Source organism: Pseudomonas sp. PME37.24/006, from assembly GCF_055556635.1.
The window spans coordinates 198,592-219,606 of sequence record NZ_JBVHNL010000001.1; the positions used below are offsets into that span (position 1 = coordinate 198,592).

At 62.3% G+C, this 21,015-nt stretch carries 19 protein-coding genes; 17 read left to right on the plus strand and 2 right to left on the minus strand.

Annotation, left to right across the window (positions count from 1 at the left end; all coding sequences use genetic code 11):
* Positions 1 to 738 carry a ComFC family protein gene (locus ACZ3GY_RS00925; RefSeq protein WP_463563525.1) on the minus strand — a complete coding sequence of 246 codons (738 nt, stop codon included), beginning with the start codon at positions 736 to 738 and terminating at the stop codon, positions 1 to 3.
* Positions 739 to 820: 82 nt separating this feature from the next.
* Here ACZ3GY_RS00925 and bioB point away from each other — a divergent pair, with 82 nt between their 5' ends.
* The 10 genes from bioB (at position 821) to ACZ3GY_RS00975 (ending at position 11,751) form a co-directional block, all read left to right on the plus strand.
* On the plus strand, positions 821 to 1,873 hold the full coding sequence (gene bioB / locus ACZ3GY_RS00930) for a biotin synthase BioB (RefSeq protein WP_463563526.1): 1,053 nt from the start codon (positions 821 to 823) through the stop codon (positions 1,871 to 1,873).
* Between the two features lie 68 nt (positions 1,874 to 1,941).
* Entirely contained in the window at positions 1,942 to 3,120 is a 1,179-nt protein-coding gene (gene bioF, locus ACZ3GY_RS00935) for an 8-amino-7-oxononanoate synthase (RefSeq protein WP_465908619.1), read from the plus strand.
* Entirely contained in the window at positions 3,113 to 3,832 is a 720-nt protein-coding gene (locus tag ACZ3GY_RS00940; protein WP_465908620.1) for an alpha/beta fold hydrolase, read from the plus strand. Before bioF ends, ACZ3GY_RS00940 begins: the two co-directional genes overlap by 8 nt.
* Entirely contained in the window at positions 3,816 to 4,607 is a 792-nt protein-coding gene (gene bioC, locus ACZ3GY_RS00945) for a malonyl-ACP O-methyltransferase BioC (RefSeq protein WP_465908621.1), read from the plus strand. Before ACZ3GY_RS00940 ends, bioC begins: the two co-directional genes overlap by 17 nt.
* Complete coding sequence (gene bioD, locus ACZ3GY_RS00950) at positions 4,604 to 5,287, plus strand: dethiobiotin synthase (RefSeq protein WP_465908622.1); 684 nt, start codon at positions 4,604 to 4,606, stop codon at positions 5,285 to 5,287. Before bioC ends, bioD begins: the two co-directional genes overlap by 4 nt.
* A gap of 90 nt (positions 5,288 to 5,377) precedes the next feature.
* Positions 5,378 to 5,644: a hypothetical protein gene (locus ACZ3GY_RS00955; protein ID WP_225835535.1), complete on the plus strand. Its 267-nt coding sequence runs from the start codon at positions 5,378 to 5,380 to the stop codon at positions 5,642 to 5,644.
* 44 nt (positions 5,645 to 5,688) lie between these two features.
* Positions 5,689 to 6,432, plus strand: coding sequence for a putative metalloprotease CJM1_0395 family protein (locus ACZ3GY_RS00960; RefSeq protein ID WP_465908623.1), 744 nt, complete (start codon positions 5,689 to 5,691; stop codon positions 6,430 to 6,432).
* 159 nt (positions 6,433 to 6,591) lie between these two features.
* Complete coding sequence (locus ACZ3GY_RS00965) at positions 6,592 to 8,397, plus strand: phenylacyl-CoA dehydrogenase (protein WP_463563533.1); 1,806 nt, start codon at positions 6,592 to 6,594, stop codon at positions 8,395 to 8,397.
* 178 nt (positions 8,398 to 8,575) lie between these two features.
* Complete coding sequence (locus tag ACZ3GY_RS00970; RefSeq protein ID WP_465908625.1) at positions 8,576 to 9,865, plus strand: GGDEF domain-containing protein; 1,290 nt, start codon at positions 8,576 to 8,578, stop codon at positions 9,863 to 9,865.
* Positions 9,866 to 9,972: 107 nt separating this feature from the next.
* Positions 9,973 to 11,751: an acyl-CoA dehydrogenase C-terminal domain-containing protein gene (locus ACZ3GY_RS00975; protein ID WP_465908626.1), complete on the plus strand. Its 1,779-nt coding sequence runs from the start codon at positions 9,973 to 9,975 to the stop codon at positions 11,749 to 11,751.
* Positions 11,752 to 12,065: 314 nt separating this feature from the next.
* Here ACZ3GY_RS00975 and ACZ3GY_RS00980 read toward each other — a convergent pair whose 3' ends face one another.
* Positions 12,066 to 12,626, minus strand: a complete 561-nt coding sequence (locus ACZ3GY_RS00980) for an NADPH-dependent FMN reductase (RefSeq protein ID WP_465908627.1) — start codon at positions 12,624 to 12,626, stop codon at positions 12,066 to 12,068.
* 211 nt (positions 12,627 to 12,837) lie between these two features.
* Here ACZ3GY_RS00980 and ACZ3GY_RS00985 point away from each other — a divergent pair, with 211 nt between their 5' ends.
* The 7 genes from ACZ3GY_RS00985 to ACZ3GY_RS01015 all read left to right on the plus strand — a co-directional run bounded on the left by ACZ3GY_RS00985 (position 12,838) and on the right by ACZ3GY_RS01015 (position 21,012).
* On the plus strand, positions 12,838 to 12,996 hold the full coding sequence (locus ACZ3GY_RS00985; protein WP_042553324.1) for a YqaE/Pmp3 family membrane protein: 159 nt from the start codon (positions 12,838 to 12,840) through the stop codon (positions 12,994 to 12,996).
* Positions 12,997 to 13,425: 429 nt separating this feature from the next.
* Positions 13,426 to 14,580 carry a mandelate racemase family protein gene (locus ACZ3GY_RS00990; protein ID WP_463563537.1) on the plus strand — a complete coding sequence of 385 codons (1,155 nt, stop codon included), beginning with the start codon at positions 13,426 to 13,428 and terminating at the stop codon, positions 14,578 to 14,580.
* Positions 14,581 to 14,649: 69 nt separating this feature from the next.
* Positions 14,650 to 16,263: an ABC transporter substrate-binding protein gene (locus ACZ3GY_RS00995; protein WP_465908628.1), complete on the plus strand. Its 1,614-nt coding sequence runs from the start codon at positions 14,650 to 14,652 to the stop codon at positions 16,261 to 16,263.
* 65 nt (positions 16,264 to 16,328) lie between these two features.
* Complete coding sequence (locus ACZ3GY_RS01000) at positions 16,329 to 17,366, plus strand: ABC transporter permease (protein ID WP_225835503.1); 1,038 nt, start codon at positions 16,329 to 16,331, stop codon at positions 17,364 to 17,366.
* A 213-nt stretch (positions 17,367 to 17,579) separates the two neighbouring features.
* Positions 17,580 to 19,190, plus strand: a complete 1,611-nt coding sequence (locus ACZ3GY_RS01005; RefSeq protein WP_465908629.1) for an ABC transporter substrate-binding protein — start codon at positions 17,580 to 17,582, stop codon at positions 19,188 to 19,190.
* Between the two features lie 58 nt (positions 19,191 to 19,248).
* Positions 19,249 to 20,163 carry an ABC transporter permease gene (locus tag ACZ3GY_RS01010; RefSeq protein WP_465908630.1) on the plus strand — a complete coding sequence of 305 codons (915 nt, stop codon included), beginning with the start codon at positions 19,249 to 19,251 and terminating at the stop codon, positions 20,161 to 20,163.
* 9 nt (positions 20,164 to 20,172) lie between these two features.
* Positions 20,173 to 21,012, plus strand: a complete 840-nt coding sequence (locus ACZ3GY_RS01015) for an ABC transporter ATP-binding protein (RefSeq protein ID WP_465908631.1) — start codon at positions 20,173 to 20,175, stop codon at positions 21,010 to 21,012.
* Positions 21,013 to 21,015: the final 3 nt, after the last annotated feature.

Genomic DNA, 21,015 nt, shown 5'->3' on the forward strand with positions numbered 1-21,015 from the left:
TCAATGATCGCCCGGCGCAGGTGTACGGGCCAGGCAGTAGACGTCCACGCGCGTTGCCCCAGCTCTGATTAACAGGCGTGCCAGTTGCTGCGCGGTGGCGCCGGTAGTTAGCACGTCATCGACGAGCGCCACATGCCGTGCGGCGATCTGCGCATTGGGCTGGATCGCAAAGGCGCCGCGCAGGTTACGTCGGCGCGCTGCCGCATCGAGTTTCTGTTGCGCCGGGGTTTCGCCGATTCGCTGCAGCCAGTCGCTGTGCCGAGGAAGTTGTAGCGTTTTGCCGACCACCTCGGCGAGCATCTGCGCCTGATTGAAACCGCGCTGGCGCTGACGTTTGGGTGACAGCGGCACAGGCAGTAACAGGTCTGGTCGGGGCAGCCCTTCGTTAAAGGCATGGGTCAGGTGGCGAGCGAGCAAATCGCCAAGCAGGCGGCCCGTGGGCCAACGAGCCTGGTGTTTGAAACGATTGATTAGCGCATCGACAGGAAAGCCATAACGCCACGGTGCCTCGACCCTGCTGAACGCAGGTGGGCGTTTCAGGCAGTTGCCACAGCTCAGTCCGTCGACAGCCAGGGGCAGGGCGCATATCTGGCAGTGCGGGCCGAGCCAGGGGAGTTCGGCATCGCACTCTGCGCATAGCGGTAGGCAAGAGTCGACCGGGTCAGAGCAGAGCGAACAGGTTTGTTTTATTTTTAACCAGTTGTAAACCTTTAAAAAAGCTGAAGGTTGACAGCGCATAAGGCTTCCTTAACTATGCCGCACATCCGTGTTGGGTCTGCTTGGACTGTAGCAGGCCGCCTGTAGATAAGGACTTGCCCCCATGAGCGCTAGTACCGCCGCCCTGCGTCACGATTGGAGCCTGAAAGAAGTTCGGGCGCTGTTCGAGCAGCCGTTCAATGACCTGCTGTTCCACGCCCAGACCGTGCACCGCGCGCATTTCGATGCCAACCGTGTGCAGGTCTCGACGCTGCTGTCGATCAAGACCGGGGCTTGTCCCGAAGACTGCAAATACTGTCCGCAGTCCGGTCATTACAACACCGGCCTGGACAAGCAGAAGCTGATGGAAGTGCAGAAGGTGCTGGAGGCCGCCGCCGAGGCCAAGGCTATCGGTTCGACCCGGTTCTGCATGGGCGCGGCCTGGAAGCACCCGTCCGCCAAGGACATGCCTTACGTGCTGAAGATGGTCGAAGGCGTGAAGGCCCTGGGCTTGGAAACCTGCATGACCCTGGGCAAGCTCGACAAGGAGCAGACCGCTGCCCTGGCCGAGGCAGGCCTCGACTACTACAACCACAACCTCGATACCTCGCCGGAGTTCTACGGCAGCATCATCACCACCCGCACCTACTCCGAGCGTCTGCAGACCCTGGCTTACGTGCGCGACTCGGGTATGAAGATCTGCTCCGGCGGCATCCTCGGCATGGGCGAGTCGCTGGATGACCGTGCCGGCCTGCTGATCCAGTTGGCCAACTTGCCGGAGCACCCGGAGTCTGTGCCGATCAACATGCTGGTCAAGGTCGAGGGCACGCCGCTGGCCAACGAAGAGGACGTCGATCCCTTCGACTTCATCCGCATGCTGGCGGTGGCGCGCATCATGATGCCGAAATCCCATGTGCGCCTTTCCGCTGGGCGTGAGGCGATGAACGAGCAGATGCAGGCCCTGGCGTTCTTCGCAGGCGCCAACTCGATTTTCTACGGCGAAAAACTGCTGACCACTGCCAACCCTCAAGCCAGCAAGGACATGCAGCTGTTCGCACGCCTCGGCATTCAGCCCGAAGCGCGCGAGGAGCACGCCGACGAGGTGCACCAGGCCGCCATCGAGCAGGCGCTGGTCGAGCAGCGCGACTCGCGGCTGTTCTACGACGCCGCGGTCTGATAGTTGCCGCAGGTCTCGGGCCGGCAAAGACGTTGCCTGCCCGACGCCTGCCGCCCGGAGCTTTTCTGATGCCTTTCGATCTTGCCGCTCGCCTGGCCGAGCGTCGTGCCGCCGATCTCTATCGCCAGCGCCCCCTGCTGGGCAGCCCGCAAGGGCCACTGGTGGAGGTGGATGGTCGCCAGTTGCTGGCGTTCTGTTCCAACGATTATCTCGGCCTGGCCAACCATCCGTTGGTGGTCGAAGCCTGGCGTGCCGGTGCCCAGCGCTGGGGCGTCGGCGGCGGCGCCTCGCATCTGGTGATCGGTCACAGCACGCCGCACCATGAACTGGAAGAAGCCCTGGCCGATTTCACCGGGCGACCCCGTGCATTGCTGTTTTCCACCGGCTATATGGCCAACCTGGGCGCCGTCACGGCGCTGGTCGGCAAGGGTGACACGGTGCTCGAAGACCGCCTCAACCATGCTTCGTTGCTGGATGCGGGCCTGCTCAGCGGCGCGCGTTTCTCGCGCTACCTGCACAACGACCGCGGCAGCCTCGCCACGCGCCTGGACAAGGCCGAGGGCAATACTCTGGTGGTTTGCGACGGCGTCTTCAGCATGGATGGCGATATCGCGGATCTACCTGCGCTGTGCGCCGAGGCGCGTCGCAAGGATGCCTGGCTGATGGTCGATGACGCCCATGGTTTCGGCACCCTGGGCGCAACGGGCGGTGGTGTGGTCGAGCATTTCGGCCTCGGCATCAGCGACGTGCCGGTACTGGTCGGCACCCTTGGCAAGGCGTTCGGTACCGCTGGCGCCTTCGTCGCCGGCAGCGACGATCTGATCGATACGCTGGTGCAGTTCGCCCGGCCGTACATCTACACCACCAGCCAGCCGCCGGCGTTGGCTTGTGCCACCCTGAAGAGTCTCGAACTGCTGCGCAGCGAGCACTGGCGACGTGAGCACCTGGCCGCGCTGATCCGTCGATTCCGCGAGGGAGCCGCGAACATCGGCCTACAACTGATGGACAGCGACACGCCGATCCAGCCGATCCTGATCGGCGACAGTGGCCGCGCCGTCGCTTTGTCTCAGGCGCTGCGCGAGCGCGGCATTCTGGTCACCGCGATTCGCCCGCCGACCGTGCCAGCAGGCAGCGCGCGGTTGCGGGTCACCCTGTCGGCTGCCCACGAACTTGCCCAGGTCGACCGGCTGCTGGAGGCACTCGCCGATTGTTGGGCGCAGATGTCGGGAGAGCGCGGTGATGGCTGAAAGACTGATTCTGCTACCCGGCTGGGGGCTTGGCAGTGCGCCATTGCAGCCGCTTGTCGATGCACTCGGCTCGCAGTTGCAGGTCGATATCGAGCCGCTACCACCGCTCGAACATGGGCGACTGGAGCTGTGGCTCGACCACCTGGACGAGCGCCTGCCCCGGGGTGCCTGGCTGGGTGGCTGGTCACTGGGCGGCATGCTAGCCAGCCTGTTAGCTGCACGACGCGCTGCGGACTGCCCTGGCCTGCTGACACTGGCCAGCAATGCCTCCTTCATTGCCCGCGCGGGTTGGCCGGCAGCGATGCCGACGGCTACCTTCGAGGCGTTTCACGAGTCGTATCGCCAGAACCCGAGCGCAACCCTCAAGCGCTTCGCCATGCTCTGCTGTCAGGGTGCTGCCGATGCTCGGGGGCTGTCCCGCACATTGCTGGCGCAAGCTGGCGGCGTCGGCTCGCTGGCCGGGCTCGACCTGCTTGCTACCCTCGATACCCGAGCCGCACTGCTGCAGTTCCAGGGGCCGCAACTTCACCTGTTCGCCACTGCCGATGCGTTGGTACCGGCGGCTGCCGCTGCTGCTGTTCAGGCATTGCAGCCTGCTGCCCAGGTGCGCAGTGTCGAGGGCGCGAGCCATGGGTTCGCTGTGGAGCAGGCCGAGCACGTAGCGGCCATGCTGCTCGGTTTCATGGAGGCGCAAGGTGAACGAGCGGCCTGACAAGCGCCGGGTGGCGGCATCTTTTTCCAGAGCCGCTGGCAGTTATGACAGCGTCGCCGAATTGCAGCGCGATGTGGGGCGCCGATTGTTGTGGCGGCTGCCACTGTCCACGCAGCCAGGGCGATGGCTCGATCTTGGCTGTGGTACTGGCCACTTCAGCCGGGCGCTGGGCGAATGGTTTCCCCTCGCACAGGGTATCTCTCTGGACATCGCCGAAGGCATGCTGCAGCACGCTCGGCAACAGGGCGGCGCGCAGTGTTACGTGGCCGGAGACGCCGAGCAGTTGCCTCTGCGCGATCAGAGCTGTGATCTGATTTTTTCGAGCCTGGCCTTGCAGTGGTGCGCCGACTTCCAGGCCGTGCTCAGCGAGGCACGCAGGGTATTGCGACCGGGCGGTGTGCTGGCGTTCAGCAGCCTGTGCGTCGGCACCTTGCAGGAGCTGCGTGACAGCTGGCAGGTCGTTGACGGCTTCGTGCACGTCAACCGCTTCCGCCGCCTAGAAGACTATCAGGCGCTGTGTGCCGCCAGCGGTATGCAGGTGCAGGCGCTGCAGCTTCAGGCGCACCGCCTCCACTACCCGGATCTGCGCAGCCTCACCCACGGCCTCAAGGCGTTGGGGGCGCACAATCTCAACGATGGCCGCCCAGCCGGGCTGACCGGGCGCGCTCGCTTACGCGCGCTCGCCGAGGCTTACGAACAGCTGCGTCAACCAGAGGGGCTGCCCTGCACCTACCAGGTCATCTATGGCGTACTGCAAAAGGAGCAGCGTTCATGAGTGCAGCCTATTTCGTCACGGGCACCGATACCGAAATCGGCAAGACCACCATTGCAGCCGGCCTGTTGTATGCGGCGCGCGCCGCCGGGCTGTCGACGGCTGCGGCCAAGCCGGTCGCCTCCGGCTGTGTGCTTACCGCAGAGGGGCTGCGTAACGACGACGCGTTGGCACTGCTTGCCCAATGCAGCCTGCCGCTGCGCTATGACGAGGTGAACCCCAATGCCTTCGCTCCGGCGATTGCGCCGCACTTGGCGGCGCGCGACGAAGGGGGGCTGCTCGAGGTGCCAGCTTTGAACGCCGCGGTTCGGGTGATTCTGGGCAAAGGTGCGGACTTCACGCTGGTCGAAGGTGCTGGTGGCTGGCGCGTACCACTGACCGGCGCGGCCAATCTGTCGGATCTGGCTCGTGCGCTGGAGCTTCCGGTGATTCTGGTGGTCGGTGTACGCCTGGGTTGCATCAACCATGCGGTACTGACCGCCGAGGCGATCCTGGGTGATGGCCTGCCGCTGGCTGGCTGGGTGGCCAATATCGTCGACCCGCATGCAGCGCGGCTGCAGGACAACCTCGATACGCTGAGAGAACGGCTTCAGGCACCCTGTATCGGCCAGGTGCCGCATCTATCATCGGCCTCGCCGGAACAGGTGGCACAGTACCTCGATTTATCGCGAATGATGCTATAAAGCCAGCTCATGCATTATTTTTGGCTGTACATTTTTTAAGCGGCTTCTGCTTAAATACACGCCATGTAGTTGCTGCAGCAGGAGACGTCCATGCAGATTTCATCCACCAGTGCATTTACCTCTGGTATCAACACCATTCAGTCCGGGCAGCGCCGTGTCGAACAGGCCGCCGGCGAGATCGCCAGTGCTCCAGTGACTGCCGAGCGTGCCCAGGCCAACGAGCCGTCCGCCGCCCGTGCCGATATTGCCGACAACATGGTCGAGATGCGCGTCGGTCAATATGAAGCCCAGGCTGGTGCTCGTGTCGTGCAGACTGCGGACAAGGTGCTCGGCACCTTGATCGACGTCACCGCCTAATCGCAGCGCCTTTTTAGGCGCTCGACTCCAGGAGGGAGAACGACATGCAAGTTGCTGGTTTTTCCTCCTCTTACTATCCCTCCCTGCCGTTATCGGCTGCCGCACCTCGCCCTGTCGAATCCGCCAGTTCTCCTGAGTTGGCCCGCGCCGTTTTCGCGCCCGTGGCGCCTGGCGCTGAGCCTGAATCATCCAACGCTGCAACGGCGCAGGAAGAGCAGGACAAGCCAGAAGAGTCATCGACCACCACCGCGCCAGGCGAGCCTCGTACCCCTCAGGAAGAGCAGGAGTTGCAGCTCGTCATCTCCGAACTTTCCAATCGTGATCGTGAAGTGCGCACCCACGAGCAGGCACACGCTGCGGTGGGCGGTGTGCATGCTGGGGCGCCCACCTATACCTACACCCGCGGGCCGGACGGCAAGCGCTACGCCTCCGGTGGCGAGGTAAGCATCGACGTTGGTGCGGTCGCCAATGATCCGCAGGCCACGCTGAGCAAGATGCAGATCGTGATACGGGCTGCATTGGCGCCAGCGGAGCCTTCGGCTCAGGATCGCAGTGTGGCCAGTCAGGCCCAGGCGCAAATGGCCGTCGCTCGCGCCGAACTCGCTGTCATGCAGCGTGGTGAGGTGGAAGAGTCGAAGGCGCCTGCCGACGAAGAGGCTAAGGAAAGCGACGACCCGTCAGTCACGGCAGACGCTCCAGCAAAGCCGCCAGCGCCAGCTGGCATCAGCCTTTATGCCGCATCAGCGGCTGATCAAACGCCATCCGGGTTGCTCGATCTTCGCGCTTGAGTCAGCAGAGGCGGCCTTGACAGTGATTGGGCGTAAACGTATGTTTCAAACATGTGTTTGAGTCGCTGCACTGGCAGCCGACTCCATATATGGCCATCCTGCACACGACCGCCCATCGGTCATCCCAAACATAAGAGACCACCCGCAGAGGTACCCGCTATGCCTGAATACAAGGCCCCCTTGCGTGATATCCGTTTCGTTCGTGACGAACTGCTCGGCTATGAAGCGCACTACCAGAGCCTGCCCGGCTGCCAGGACGCCACGCCAGACATGGTCGATGCCATCCTCGAGGAAGGCGCCAAGTTCTGCGAGCAGGTGCTCTCTCCACTGAACCGCGTGGGCGATACCGAGGGCTGCACCTGGAGCGAGTCCGGTGTGAAAACGCCGACCGGTTTCAAGGAAGCCTACAAGCAGTTCGTCGAAGGTGGCTGGCCGAGCCTGGCGCATGACGTCGAGCACGGCGGCCAGGGCCTGCCTGAGTCGCTGGGCCTGGCTGTCAGCGAAATGGTCGGTACCGCCAACTGGTCGTGGGGCATGTACCCGGGCCTGTCCCATGGCGCGATGAACACCATCTCCGCGCACGGCACGCCCGAGCAGCAGCACACCTACCTGACCAAGCTGGTCTCCGGCGAATGGACGGGCACCATGTGCCTGACCGAAGCCCACTGCGGCACCGACCTGGGCATGTTGCGCACCCGTGCCGAACCTCAGGCGGACGGCTCCTACAAAATCTCCGGCACCAAGATCTTCATCTCGGCCGGTGAGCACGACATGGCCGATAACATCGTGCACATCGTGCTGGCTCGCCTGCCGGATGCACCGGCTGGTACCAAGGGTATCTCCCTGTTCATCGTGCCGAAGTTTTTGCCCAGCGCCGAAGGCGGCGTCGGTGAGCGCAACGCGGTGAACTGTGGCTCCCTCGAACACAAGATGGGCATTCACGGCAACGCCACCTGCGTGATGAACTTCGACGCGGCCACCGGCTTCCTGATCGGCCCGCCGAACAAGGGCCTGAACTGCATGTTCACCTTCATGAACACCGCCCGCCTGGGCACTGCTCTGCAAGGTTTGGCGCATGCCGAACTGGGCTTCCAGGGCGGCATTAAATACGCCCGTGATCGCCTGCAGATGCGCTCGTTGACTGGCCCGAAAGCGCCGGAAAAAGCCGCCGATCCGATCATCGTGCACCCTGATGTTCGCCGCATGCTGCTGACCATGAAAGCCTTCGCCGAGGGCAATCGGGCGATGGTCTATTTCACCGCCAAGCAGGTGGACATCCTCAAGTACGCTCAGGATGAAGAACAGAAGAAAGCCGCAGACGGCCTGATGGCTTTCCTGACGCCGATCGCCAAGGCGTTCATGACCGAGGTCGGCTTCGAGTCCGCGTCCCACGGCATGCAGATCTACGGTGGTCACGGCTTCATCAGCGAGTGGGGCATGGAGCAGAATCTGCGCGACTGCCGTATCTCGATGATGTACGAAGGCACTACCGGCGTTCAGGCCCTCGATCTGCTCGGCCGCAAGGTACTGATGACTCAGGGCGAAGCGCTCAAAGGCTTCACCAAGATCGTCCACAAGTTCTGCCAGGCTAACGAAGGCAACGAAGCGGTCAAGGCATTCGTCGAGCCGCTGGCCAAGCTGAACAAGGAGTGGGGCGAGCTGACCATGAAGATTGGCATGGCCGCCATGAAGGATCGCGAGGAAGTCGGTGCTGCCTCGGTGGATTACCTGATGTACTCCGGTTACGTCTGCCTGGCTTACTTCTGGGCTGACATGGCGCGCGTGGCTGCCGAGAAGATCGCCTCGGGCGAGGGTGACCAGGCTTTCTACAAGGCCAAGCTGCAGACCGCGCAGTTCTACTACGCGCGCATCCTGCCGCGTACCCGCACTCACGTTGCGACCATGCTCTCCGGCGCAAGCAGCCTGATGGACATGAACGAGGAAGACTTCGCTCTGGGCTACTGATACCCCTTGCGTTGAAAGAACCGCGGCCCATTAGGTCGCGGTTTTTTTATGGCTGCTATTTTCCACACCGTCCTTGATTGCTGCAGTTGCCTTTCGCAGTTATGTGCGCAGATGCCGTGCGTTAGTTGCTGAATACAGGCAAAATGCCAGTCCCTCACGATCGATAGTGGAGTCGCTCTTGTCGCGCCTAACCGCCCTGCGCTTGGGACACTTTCTACCGGCTTTGTTATTGCTTGGCTGTGGATTGCTGGCTGCGACTCTGCCAACGCTGACCGACTTCTTCACGTCCCTCTTCAATGTGCTGCCTACCCTGTTGTTGCTGCTGGGCGGCACGTTCTGCGTGGTCTATGGCCGGCAACGCGAGCTGTTCCTGCTGCTGGTGCTTTATCTGGGCTACTTCGTGCTCGACGAACAGGCCGATCATTACCGCGATTTTGGTCAGGTACGCGATGATGCGGCACTGGTCTTTCACCTCAGCAGCCTGCTGTTGCCGCTGCTCTACGGGTTGTTCGCACTGTGGCGCGAGCGCACCCACTTGATCCAGGATCTGATCGCCCGCGTTGCGGTACTGCTGGCGGTTTGCGCCGTGGCTGCAGCGCTCGCGCGGCGTTATCCACAGGCGCTCGAACAGTGGTTGTCGGTGATCCGCTGGCCCGCGCTGCATGCCGAATGGATGAGCCTGGTGCAGCTGGCCTATCCGCTGTTCCTGCTTGTGATCGTCGCGCTGCTGGTGCAGTACCTGCGCACGCCGCGCCCGGTACACGCGGTGCAGTGCGTCGGGGTGATCGCCCTGTTATGGATGCTGCCTAATACCTTTATCCAGCCCCATGCACTGCAGGTGATGTCCAGCGTGGTGATGTTGATGATCGTCGTCGGCGTGGCGCACGAGGCCTACCAGATGGCCTTCCGAGACGAGCTCACCGGGTTGCCGGGGCGTCGGGCGCTTAACGAGCGACTGCAGCGGTTGGGGCGCAGTTACGTGCTCGCCATGGCGGATGTCGATCACTTCAAGAAATTCAACGATACCCATGGTCACGATGTCGGCGATCAGGTGCTGCGTGTGGTCGCCAGCCAACTGAGCAAGGTCGGCGGTGGCGGCAAGGTCTACCGCTACGGTGGTGAGGAATTCACCCTGGTGTTTCCCGGCAAGACCATCGAGCAGTGCCTGCCGCATCTGGAGGCCATACGTGAGGCCGTCGAGCGCTATCAAATTCAGTTACGTGATGGTCAGCAGCGCCCGAGTGATGATCAGTTGGGGCGTCAGCGCCGCCGGGGTTCTGCAGCTACTCATGTGTCAGTGACGGTGAGTATCGGCGTGGCCCAGCGTGGTGATGAACAGCGCAGTGTGGAAGAGGTGCTCAAGGCTGCCGACAAGGCGCTTTACGGCGCCAAGAGCGCGGGGCGTAATTGCGTAAGCAGTCAGGTGCAGCGGCGAGGTGCCGTCAAGCTGAAGGCTGGTCGCGCCTGACTGTATGTGTGATCGATCAGTGGCTGATCGGTCACGACACGACCCTATGTGTCTGAAAAGTTGTTGGGCTAGACTCGGGGTCTGAACGTGCTACCGAGAGATTTCCCATGGCCGATTACAAAGCTCCCCTGCGTGACATGCGCTTCGTGCTCAACGAGGTTTTACAGGTTTCCAAACTGTGGGCGCAGCTGCCGGCCCTGGCCGAGGTCGTCGACGAAGAGACCGCCAACGCGATCCTCGAAGAAGCGGGCAAGATCACCGCAGGCATGATCGCGCCACTGAACCGGGCGAGCGATGAAGAGGGTTGTTCCTGGGCCGATGGCGTGGTGACCACGCCAGCCGGGTTCATCGAGGCCTACAGGGCGTATGCCGAGGGCGGCTGGGTCGGTGTAGGGGGTGATCCGCAGTTCGGCGGCATGGGTATGCCCAAGGTGATCTCTGCCCAGGTCGAGGAAATGGTCAACTCGTCCAGCCTGTCGTTCGGCCTCTATCCGATGCTGACCGCGGGCGCCTGTCTGTCGATCAACGCGCATGCCAGTGAAGAGCTGAAGCAGGCTTACCTGCCAAACATGTATGCCGGCGTCTGGGCCGGTTCCATGTGCCTGACCGAGCCGCATGCCGGTACCGATCTGGGCATTATCCGCACCAAGGCCGAGCCTCAGGCCGACGGCAGCTACAAGGTCAGCGGCACCAAGATCTTCATCACCGGTGGCGAACACGATTTGACCGAAAACATCATTCACCTGGTGCTGGCCAAGCTGCCCGACGCACCGGCTGGGCCCAAGGGCATTTCGCTGTTTCTGGTGCCCAAGTTCATGGTCAATGCCGATGGCTCGCTGGGTGAGCGAAACGCGCTGTCCTGTGGCTCGATCGAGCACAAGATGGGCATCAAGGCGTCGAGCACCTGCGTGATGAACTTCGATGGCGCCACCGGCTACATCATCGACGCGCCGAACCGCGGCCTGGCTGCCATGTTCACCATGATGAACTACGAGCGCCTGGGCGTCGGCATTCAAGGGCTGTCGACCGGTGAGCGTTCCTACCAGAGCGCCATCGAGTACGCTCGCGAGCGCATCCAGAGCCGTGCGCCAACTGGTGCCGTGGCCAAGGACAAAGTGGCCGACCCGATCATCGTCCATCCGGACGTGCGCCGCATGCTGCTGACCATGAAGGCGCTCAACGAGGGCGGGCGTGCTTTCTCCAGCTACGTTGCCATGCAGCTCGACACCGCCAAGTTCAGCGAAGAGCCGACCACCCGCAAGCGCGCCGAAGAGCTGGTGGCGTTGCTGACCCCGGTGGCCAAGGCGTTCCTCACCGATCTCGGACTGGAAACCACCATTCACGGCCAGCAGGTTTTCGGTGGGCACGGTTACGTACGTGAGTGGGGCCAGGAGCAGCTGGTTCGCGACTGCCGAATCACGCAGATCTACGAAGGCACCAATGGTATCCAGGCGCTGGATCTGGTCGGTCGTAAGGTGGTTGGCAGTGGTGGCGCCTTCTCCCAGCATTTCACCGATGAGATTCGTGCCTTCGCCAGCGCCGCGGATGCACCGCCTGCCGAGTTCAGCGAGCCGCTGCTGGCTGCAGTCGCCATCCTGGAGGCACAGACCACGGCACTGCTCGAGCGTGCCCGCAGCAACCCCAACGAGATCGGCGCAGCCTCGGTGGAGTACCTGCACCTGTTCGGTTACACCGCCTACGCCTACATGTGGGCAATGATGGCCAAGGCGGCGCTGGGCAAGGAAGGGCAGGAGGATTTCTACGCCAGCAAGCTGGGCACCGCACGTTTCTATTTCGCTCGCCTGCTGCCACGCATCCATTCCCTGAGCGCGTCGGTGAGCGCTGGCAGTGAAAGCCTGTACCTGCTCGATGCCGAACAGTTCTGACAAGCTGTAGGCCTCGGATTTACTGGAGTGCCGCGTGTAGGTGATTGCTTACGCGCGGTTCTGCTTTTAGCCACTATTGGCACTCAAAGGCGGAGCGTAATCTTCACTTCAAGGACTTAGCGCAGGAAGCGCACTGAACAGACAGGGATACGTGGGACGCGGCCAGGATGCTGCGCTGATCAAGGATGTCAGAATTGAGTCTGTAAAAACCCCGCCTCGGCGGGGTTTTCTTTTTGTGGCAGATAAGCGTGCTGTGCCTTGTGAAGCGCTCTCGCCCGCCAGGAACCGACAGTCTGGTTCCTGGCTGACGCCGATCAGCCTTTGGCGGTCTTCTCGATCCAGGCGGCATAGGTGTCGATGAATGTCTGCAGGAACGGCTTGATGCCGTCGCTCAGCTTGCCGCTTTTATCGAAGAAATTACCGGCACCACCCAGGTAGGCTTCCGGCTGTTGCAGCAGCGGCATGTCGAGAAACACCAGCGCCTGGCGCAGTTGGTGGTTGGCGCCGAAACCGCCGACGGCACCCGGCGAGGCGCTGACCACGCCAGCTGGCTTGCCGCTGAATACGCTCTGGCCGTAGGGGCGCGAGCCCACGTCAACGGCATTCTTGAGAGGGGCGGGGATCGAGCGGTTGTATTCCGGGGTGATGAACAGCACGGCGTCTGCCGCTTTCAACTGCGCGCGGAAGCTGCTGTACGCAGTCGGTGCCGGATCGACGTCGATGTCTTCGTTGTACAGCGGAAGATCACCAATTTCGACGATTTTCAGGCTCAGGTTCTGCGGTGCCAGCTCGGCCAGCGCCAGGGCGAGTTTGCGATTGATAGATGCCTTGCGCAGGCTGCCGACCAATACGGCCACGTTATAGGTCTTGCTCATGAGGATTCCCTTGATTAGGAGTGGAAGGGGGTGTTGGCAAGTCAGAACACTATAGCTGCCTCTTGGTTGCTACGTGATACCTGCTCAAGGAGGCGCGGCAGGGCATTGCACGGGATTGATGGCAATGTGATTTTCCTTGAACCGGATGCCGATGGCGCCAGTCGATTGTGGGGTATCGCCCAGCCGGGCCAACTTCTATAGGACGTACACCATGGACCTGATCCGCATTCTGATCGCCATTCTTCTTCCGCCTCTCGGCGTTTTCCTGCAGGTCGGCTTCGGCGGTGCCTTCTGGCTGAACATCCTGCTGACGCTGTGCGGCTATTTCCCGGGTATCATTCACGCGGTGTATATCATCGCCAAACGCTGACTCCAGGCTGCACCAGAAACCGCGCTCTGCGCGGTTTTTTTGTGCCTGCGATTCCCAGCATGTGAATCCTTGCTGTACGACAACCTGTCTAGGTTGTCCTTTTTCGGCGGACTTCCTTAACCCTGCTTTTTCGATGGAAATCCCGCTTTTACAAAAAAATGTTGGCAGGCAGGCGTTGCAGGGTACTTGCCAGTAGCCGCTTTTTATTCAGGGTTATAGATAATTAAATTATTGAATTTATTGTATTTTATATTTTTTATATCAATGGGGCTCTGTTTCCATGATGGCCATTTCGCATGATTGTGAGCGGTGATTTTCTTCTTTACAGGTTCTTGACAGCGTTTGGGATTGGCGCAATTATCGGCTCATTCGCTGTATGACAACATACATCGGGCCACTCAAATAATCACAAGATCCAAGGCGCGTTCAATGAAGATCACTCAGGTCAATGTCGAGGTTTTCACCTATCCCACTCGCCGCAGCGTCGACGCTGCCGGTCATGCCCACCCAGGCGAAGAATCCCTGGCCAAAATGGCGTTGCTGCGCATCGCCACTGAAGACGGCACCGAAGGTTATGCCTTCGGCGCTCCCGAACTGATTCGTCCGCACATCATCGACAGCTTCGTGCGCAAGGTGCTGATCGGGCAGAACGTCATGGATCGCGAGAAGATCTGGCAAGACCTCGCCCACTGGCAGCGCGGCAGCGCTAGTCAGTTGACCGACCGCGCGCTGGCGCTCGTCGAGCAGGCGCTGTGGGATTGGGCAGGGCGCAAATTCAAGCAGCCGGTGCACAAGCTGATTGGCGGCTATCGCGACAAGGTGCTGGCCTACGGGTCGACCATGTGCGGCGATGACCTGCCGGGCGGTCTTTCGACGCCGGAAGAATACGGCCGCTTCGCCGAGCAACTGGTCGCCCGCGGCTACAAGGCGATCAAGCTGCACACCTGGATGCCGCCGATCTCCTTCGCGCCGGATCCGAAGATGGACGTGCGCGCCTGCGCCGCTGTGCGCGAGGCGGTCGGCCCGGATATCGCTCTGATGCTCGATGGCTATCACTGGTACAGCCGCACCGACGCGCTGTACATCGGCCGCGAGCTGGAGAAGCTCAACTTCGCCTGGTTCGAAGAGCCGATGATGGAAGAGTCCGCCGAGTCCTATGCCTGGCTGGCGGCCAACCTCGATATCCCGGTGCTGGGCCCGGAATCCCTTGGTGGCAAGTACATGAGCCGTGCCAGTTGGGTCGGGCAGGGCGCCTGTGACATCCTGCGCGCCGGCGTGGCCGGGGTCGGCGGTATCGCGCCGTGCCTGAAGGTCGCGCACCTGGCCGAATCCTATGGCATGCACTGCGAGATTCACGGCAACGGCGCCGCCAACCTGGCGGTGGTCGGTGCGATCAAGAACTGTGACTGGTACGAGCGCGGCCTGCTGCACCCGTTCCTCAACTACGACGATGTGCCTGCTTACCTGAACAGCATCGTCGACCCTATGGACAGCGACGGCTACGTACACCTGCCAGATCGCCCGGGCCTGGGCGAGGACATCAATTTCGCCTATATCGAGACGAACACCGTCAACCGGTACTGATGCACCGGCGCGCAGCCGCACGCGGCTGCGCTGTTTCTGAGAGTCGAATAACTATAAGAAGGCTATCTCATGATCAAACCAATTCCGCATCTGGTAGCGGGCCTGTTGGCCGCTACCCTGGCCCTGGGCTCCGTGACCACGGTGCAAGCCAAAACCCCTGCCGATCAACTGATCGTCGGCATGAGCATGATCAATCTGCTCTCCCTCGACCCTGCGGCTGCTACCGGCCTGGACGTGTCCGAAGTCAACGCCAACCTGTACGACATGCTGCTGGTGCAGGACGCCGCCGCACCGGACAACCTGGTGCCGGCCCTGGCCGAACGCTGGGAAATCAGCGATGACCACAAGACGCTGACCTTCCATCTGCGCAGCGGCGTCAAGTTCCACTCCGGCAACGAACTGACTGCCCAGGACGTGATCTGGTCGTTGCAGCGCGTGCTCAAACTCAATCTGGCGCTGGCCTCGACCTGGAAGGCCTACGGTTTCACTGCCGATAACGTCGAGCAGCAGATCCGTGCCCCTGACGACCACACCGTGGTGGTCGAGCTGGCACGCCCGACCGATCCGATGCTGGTGCTCAATACCCTGGCCACCTCGCCCAGTGCATTCATCCTCGATAAGAAAGAGGTGCTCAAGCACGACAAGAACGGCGATATGGGCGGTGCTTGGTTGACCACCAATGCGGCGGGCAGCGGGCCATTCGTGCTCAATGCCTGGCGCGCCAACGACGTGATTCTGATGACCCGTTTCGAGGAATACTGGGGCGGCCCGGCCAAGCTCAAGCGCGTGGTGATGCGCAACATGACCGAGTCGCAGTCGCTGCGTCTGATGGTCGAGCGGGGTGACCTGGATATCGCCCGTGGCATGTCCGCGCCGGACATCACGGCCCTGAGCAGCTCGGACAAGGTCAAGACCCAGACCGTGCAGCGCGGCACTCTCTACTACGTGGCGCTGAGCACCAAGCAGCCGATGTTCGCCGACGCCCGGGTGCGCAAGGCGGTGCGCTCGCTGATCGACTACCAGGGCATCAACGATGTGGTGATGCCGCATTACGGCACCCTCAACCAGCGTCCGATGCCGCTCGGCCTGCCCGCGCGTCTGGATGATCCTGGCTATCGCCTGAACGTCGAGGAGGCCAAGAAGCTGCTGGCCGAAGCCGGCTACCCGGACGGCTTCCAGACCACTATCCGTGTACTCGCGGAACCCCCGTTCATCAACATCGCCTCCAGCGTGCAATCGACCCTGGCTCAGGCCGGCATCAAAGCGCGCATCGTTACCGGCACCGGCACTCAGGTGTACGGCTCGATGCGTGAACGCACCTTCGACATCATCGTCGGCCGCGGCGGTGGCGGCGCTGAACGTCACCCGCATTCCAGCCTGCGCACCCTGGTTTACAACCCGGACAACCGTGACGAAGCCAAGCTGAGCAACTTCCAGGGCTGGCGTACCTCGTTCTACAGCCCCGAGCTCAATGCGCTGATCGAAAAGGCCGAGGTAGAGCCGGACAAGCAGACCCAGATGGATATGTACCACCAGTTTCAAAACCTCTACGACGAGCAGGTCGGCGCCATCATGCCGATTTCGCAGATGACCGACACGGTGGTGATCTACCACGACGTGGTCGGCTACATCGGTCACAGCGCGGCGACCACGCGCTACAAGGATGTGCACAAGGATCGTTGAGCCGCCGGGCGGCGTAGCGCCGCCCCTGCTTAGACGAACGAGCTGCGATCAATCGGGAGCCTGTTATGTTTGCTTCAACTGCGTCTTTCTTTGGCACGCGGATGGGCGGTACTTCACGCCGTTTCGGTGCGGTGCTGATGACCCTGCTGGGCTTGCTGGCGATGACCTTCTTCATCGGCCGCGTGATGCCACTCGATCCGGTGCTGGCGGTGGTCGGCCCGGATGCCGACAGTTCCACCTACGACCAGGTCTATCAGGCCATGGGCCTGGATCGGCCGCTGCTGGTGCAGTTCGGCTACTACCTGCGCGACCTGGCCCAGGGCAATTTCGGGAATGCGCTGCTCACCGGTCACCCGGTCATCGAGGACATCGCCCGGGTGTTCCCGGCGACTATCGAGCTGGCCACGCTGGCGATCATCTTCGGCGTGGTGCTCGGCTTGCCGCTGGGCGTCTTCGCGGCGGCCAACCAGGGCCGTGTCGGTGATCACCTGGCACGTGTGGTGACCCTGTTCGGTTACTCCACGCCGATCTTCTGGCTCGGCATGATGGGCCTGCTGGTGTTCTATGCCTGGCTCGGCTGGGCGGGTGGCGCCGGGCGCATCGATCTGGCCTACGACGGCATGGTGCCCTCGGTGACCGGCATGCTGCTGATCGACAGCGCCCTTGCCGGCGACTGGGATGCCTTCTCCAGTGCCCTCAAACACATCCTCCTGCCGGCACTGATCCTGGGCCTCAACTCGGTGGCCTACATCAGCCGCATGACTCGCAGCTTCATGCTCGAGCAGCTTTCCCAGGAATACATCCTCACCGCTCGGGTCAAGGGCCTGTCGCGGCGCAAGGTGATCTGGGGCCATGCCTTCCGCAACATCCTCGTGCAACTGCTCACCGTGGTGGCGCTGGCCTATGGCTCGTTGCTCGAGGGGGCGGTGCTGATCGAGACGGTGTTCGCCTGGCCCGGCTTCGGCCAGTACCTGACCAGCAGCCTGCTGCTCGGTGACATGAACGCGGTGATGGGTTGCGTGTTGGTGATCGGCTTCATCTTCGTCGGTCTCAATCTGCTCAGCGATGCGCTGTACAAGGTGTTCGACCCGCGCACCCGATGACTGGGGTCTGTAGATGTTTCACTCACGGCCCTGCGGGTTGCGCGAGAAATCTCGCCACGCGTTGTTGGAGGACTTGGCAAGGGAGCAACCATTACCGGCGTCCTCCGCCTAGCCTGGCGAGATTTCTCGCGGCAACGCGGCTCGTGATGAAACGTCTACAGACCCCAATGCAATCGATTGCAGCCCTTCAATAATTACAATAGGGACATCCGCATGAAATCGTTTCGCTCCACGCTGCTCTGCGGCGTGCTCGGTGCGCTGCTGTGTACCGCTCCGCTGCTGACCGCCCAGGCCAAGACCCCGGACGATCAACTGATCGTCGGCATGAGCATGGCCAATCTGTTCTCCATCGACCCGGCCAACGCGCCTGGGCTCGATGCCTCGGGCATCAACGCCAACCTGTACGACACCCTGGTGTTGCGCAAGGACGGCAGCCCCGATGCGCACATCCCGCAATTGGCCGAGCGCTGGGACGTCAGCGAAGACGGTCGCCGGCTGACCTTTCACCTGCGTGATGACGTGCGCTTCCATTCCGGCAATGCGCTGACCGCCGAAGACGTCGCCTGGTCGCTGTATCGGGTGCTGAAACTCAACTTTGGCCTGGCCACCACCTGGAAGGCCTACGGCTACACCCTGGACAACATTGGGCAACTGATCCGCGCCGAGAACGATTCGACGCTGGTCATCGAACTGCCGCAGCCGACCGACCCGCTGCTGGTGATCGACACCCTGGCCACTTCGCCAAGCGCCGTGGTGCTGGATCGCAAGACCGTGCTCGAACATGAAAAGGACGGCGATCTGGGCGCTGCCTGGCTGGTCACCAACGAAGCGGGCAGCGGCCCGTTCACCCTCAGCTCCTGGCGTGCCAACGACACCCTGGTGATGACCGCATTCGCCGATTACTGGGGTGGCGCCACTAAGCTCAAGCGCGTACTGATCCGCCATATCACCGAATCGCAATCGCTGCGCCTGATGCTCGAACGCGGTGACCTGGACATGGGCTACGGCATGGCCGCATCCGACGTCCAGGCGCTGGCCGCCAAGGGCAACATGCAGATCCAGACCCTGCAGCGCGGCACCATGTACTACGTCGCCATGAGCATGAAGCAGGCGCCGTTCGACGATATCCGTGTGCGCAAGGCCGTGCGTTCGCTGATCGACTATCAGGGCCTGGACAAGGTGGTGATGCCTTATTACGGCAAGCTCAACCAGCAGCCCATGCAACTGGGGCTGACGGCGCGCCTGCCGGATCCTGGCTACACGCTCGACGTCGACGCCGCCAAGGCGCTGCTCGCCGAGGCCGGTCACCCGCAGGGGTTCAAGACCACCATCCGCACCCTGGCCGAGCCGCCGTTCGTCAACATCGCCTCGAACCTGCAGTCGACTCTGGCCCAGGCCGGCATCCAGGCGAGCATCGTCACCGGTACTGGTAATCAGGTGTACGGCGCCATGCGTGCGCGCAACTTCGAGATCATCGTGGCCCGCGGCGCCGAGCGTTATCCGCATCCGTACTTCAGCCTGCGCACCTTCGTCTACAACCCGGACAACCGCGATGACGCCGGCATCGCCAACTTCCAGGGCTGGCGCGCGGCGTTTCAGGACGACGAGCTCAACAGCCTGATCGACAAACTCGGCGTGGAGCGCGACGACGCCGCCAAGCTGAGCATGTACCACCGCGTGCAGCAGCGTTACGACGAGCTGGTGGGGCCGATCATGATGATTTCGCAGATGACCGATCCGGTGGTCAGCGCGGCTGACGTCAAAGGATTCCAGGGTGCCGACGCCGAGGCGACGCGTTACCTGGGTGTGTACAAGCAGCGTTGAGTGATCGGGCGCGGCAGCGCGCCCGGTATCGACCCGAACCGAGTTCCGGAGGCATACGATGATTGCCAACATTTCTTCATCTTCATCCATCAAGCGCACGGGCGAGCAGACACCTGTCTCGGCGTTCCAGGCGTTCTGCCACAGCAGCGTGCGGGTGATGCAGCACCTGCTGCGCAACCCCATGACGCTGATGGGTTCCAGCGTGGTCATGCTGTTGATCCTGGTGGCCGCCTTCGCGCCGTGGATCGCCACCCACGACCCGATCGTGCAGAACCTCAGCAACGCCCTGCAGGCGCCGAGCGCGGCACACTGGTTCGGCACCGACGAGTACGGCCGCGACGTGTTCAGCCGGCTGGTCTACGGCTCGCGTATCACCCTGTACATCATCGGTCTGGTGACCATCATCGTCGGCCCTATCGGCTTGCTGGTTGGTACCATTTCCGGCTACTTCGGTGGCTTCGTGGATGCGCTGTTCATGCGTATCACCGACATCTTCATCTCGTTCCCCAGCCTGGTGCTGGCGCTGGCCTTCATCGCTGCACTGGGCCCAGGCCTGGAGCACGCGGTCATCGCCATCGCGCTGACTTCCTGGCCGCCCATTGCGCGCCTAGCCCGGGCGGAAACCCTGTCGCTGCGCAACGCCGATTTCGTGGTCGCGGTACAGCTGCAGGGCGCCTCGTCGTCGCGCATCATCTTTCGCCACATCATGCCGATGTGCATGTCGTCGGTGATCATCCGCCTGACCATGAACATGGCCAGCATCATTCTCACCGCCGCTGCGCTGGGTTTCCTCGGCCTCGGTGCCCAGGCACCGCTGCCGGAGTGGGGCGCGATGATTTCCACCGGTCGCCGCTACATGCTCGAGTGCTGGTGGCTGGTAGCCGTTCCGGGGGCGACCATCATGCTGGTCAGCCTGGCGTTCAATCTGTTGGGGGACGGTCTGCGCGACGTTCTCGATCCGCGCAGCGAATAAGGAGGCCTCATGTCCGCTATCAAACTGGAAGTAAACGACCTCTGCGTACGCTTCACCAGCGGCCGCAAGGAGGTCGACGCGGTCCGCAACGTGTCCTTCAGCCTGGGCCGTGAAAAACTGGCCATCGTCGGTGAGTCCGGCTCTGGCAAGTCCACCGTGGGGCGTAGCCTGCTGCGCCTGCATCCGGCCAGCGCGCGTATTACCGCGAAGACCATGACGCTCGGCGAGGTCGACCTGCTCGGTGCCAGCGAAAAGCAGATTCAGGCGATTCGCGGCAAGCGCATCTCGATGATCATGCAAGACCCCAAGTACTCGCTAAACCCGGTGGTGCGTGTCGGTGAGCAGATCGCCGAGGCTTACCTAGCGCATCACCGCGCCAGCCGCGCGGACGCCCGCGAACGGGTGATGGACATGCTCGACAAGGTGCATATCCGTGATCCCAAACGGGTCTACGGGCTCTATCCGCACGAAGTATCCGGCGGCATGGCGCAGCGCATCATGATCGCCATGATGGTGATCACCGACCCGGAAATCATCGTCGCCGACGAACCCACCTCGGCGCTGGACGTTTCGGTTCGACGCCAGGTGCTGAGCGTGCTCGACGAGCTGGTCGGGCAGCGCGATCTGGGCCTGATCCTGATCAGCCACGATCTCAACATGGTGCGCAGTTTCTGCGACCGGGTGCTGGTGATGTACGCCGGCCGCGTGGTCGAGGCACTCGATGCCGCCGACCTGGACAACGCCAAGCATCCCTACACCCAGGGCCTGCTGGCTGCTTTGCCGAACATCGACCGACCTCGTCCGCGCCTGCCCAACCTGCAGCGCGATCCCCTCTGGCTGACCCATTGAGTA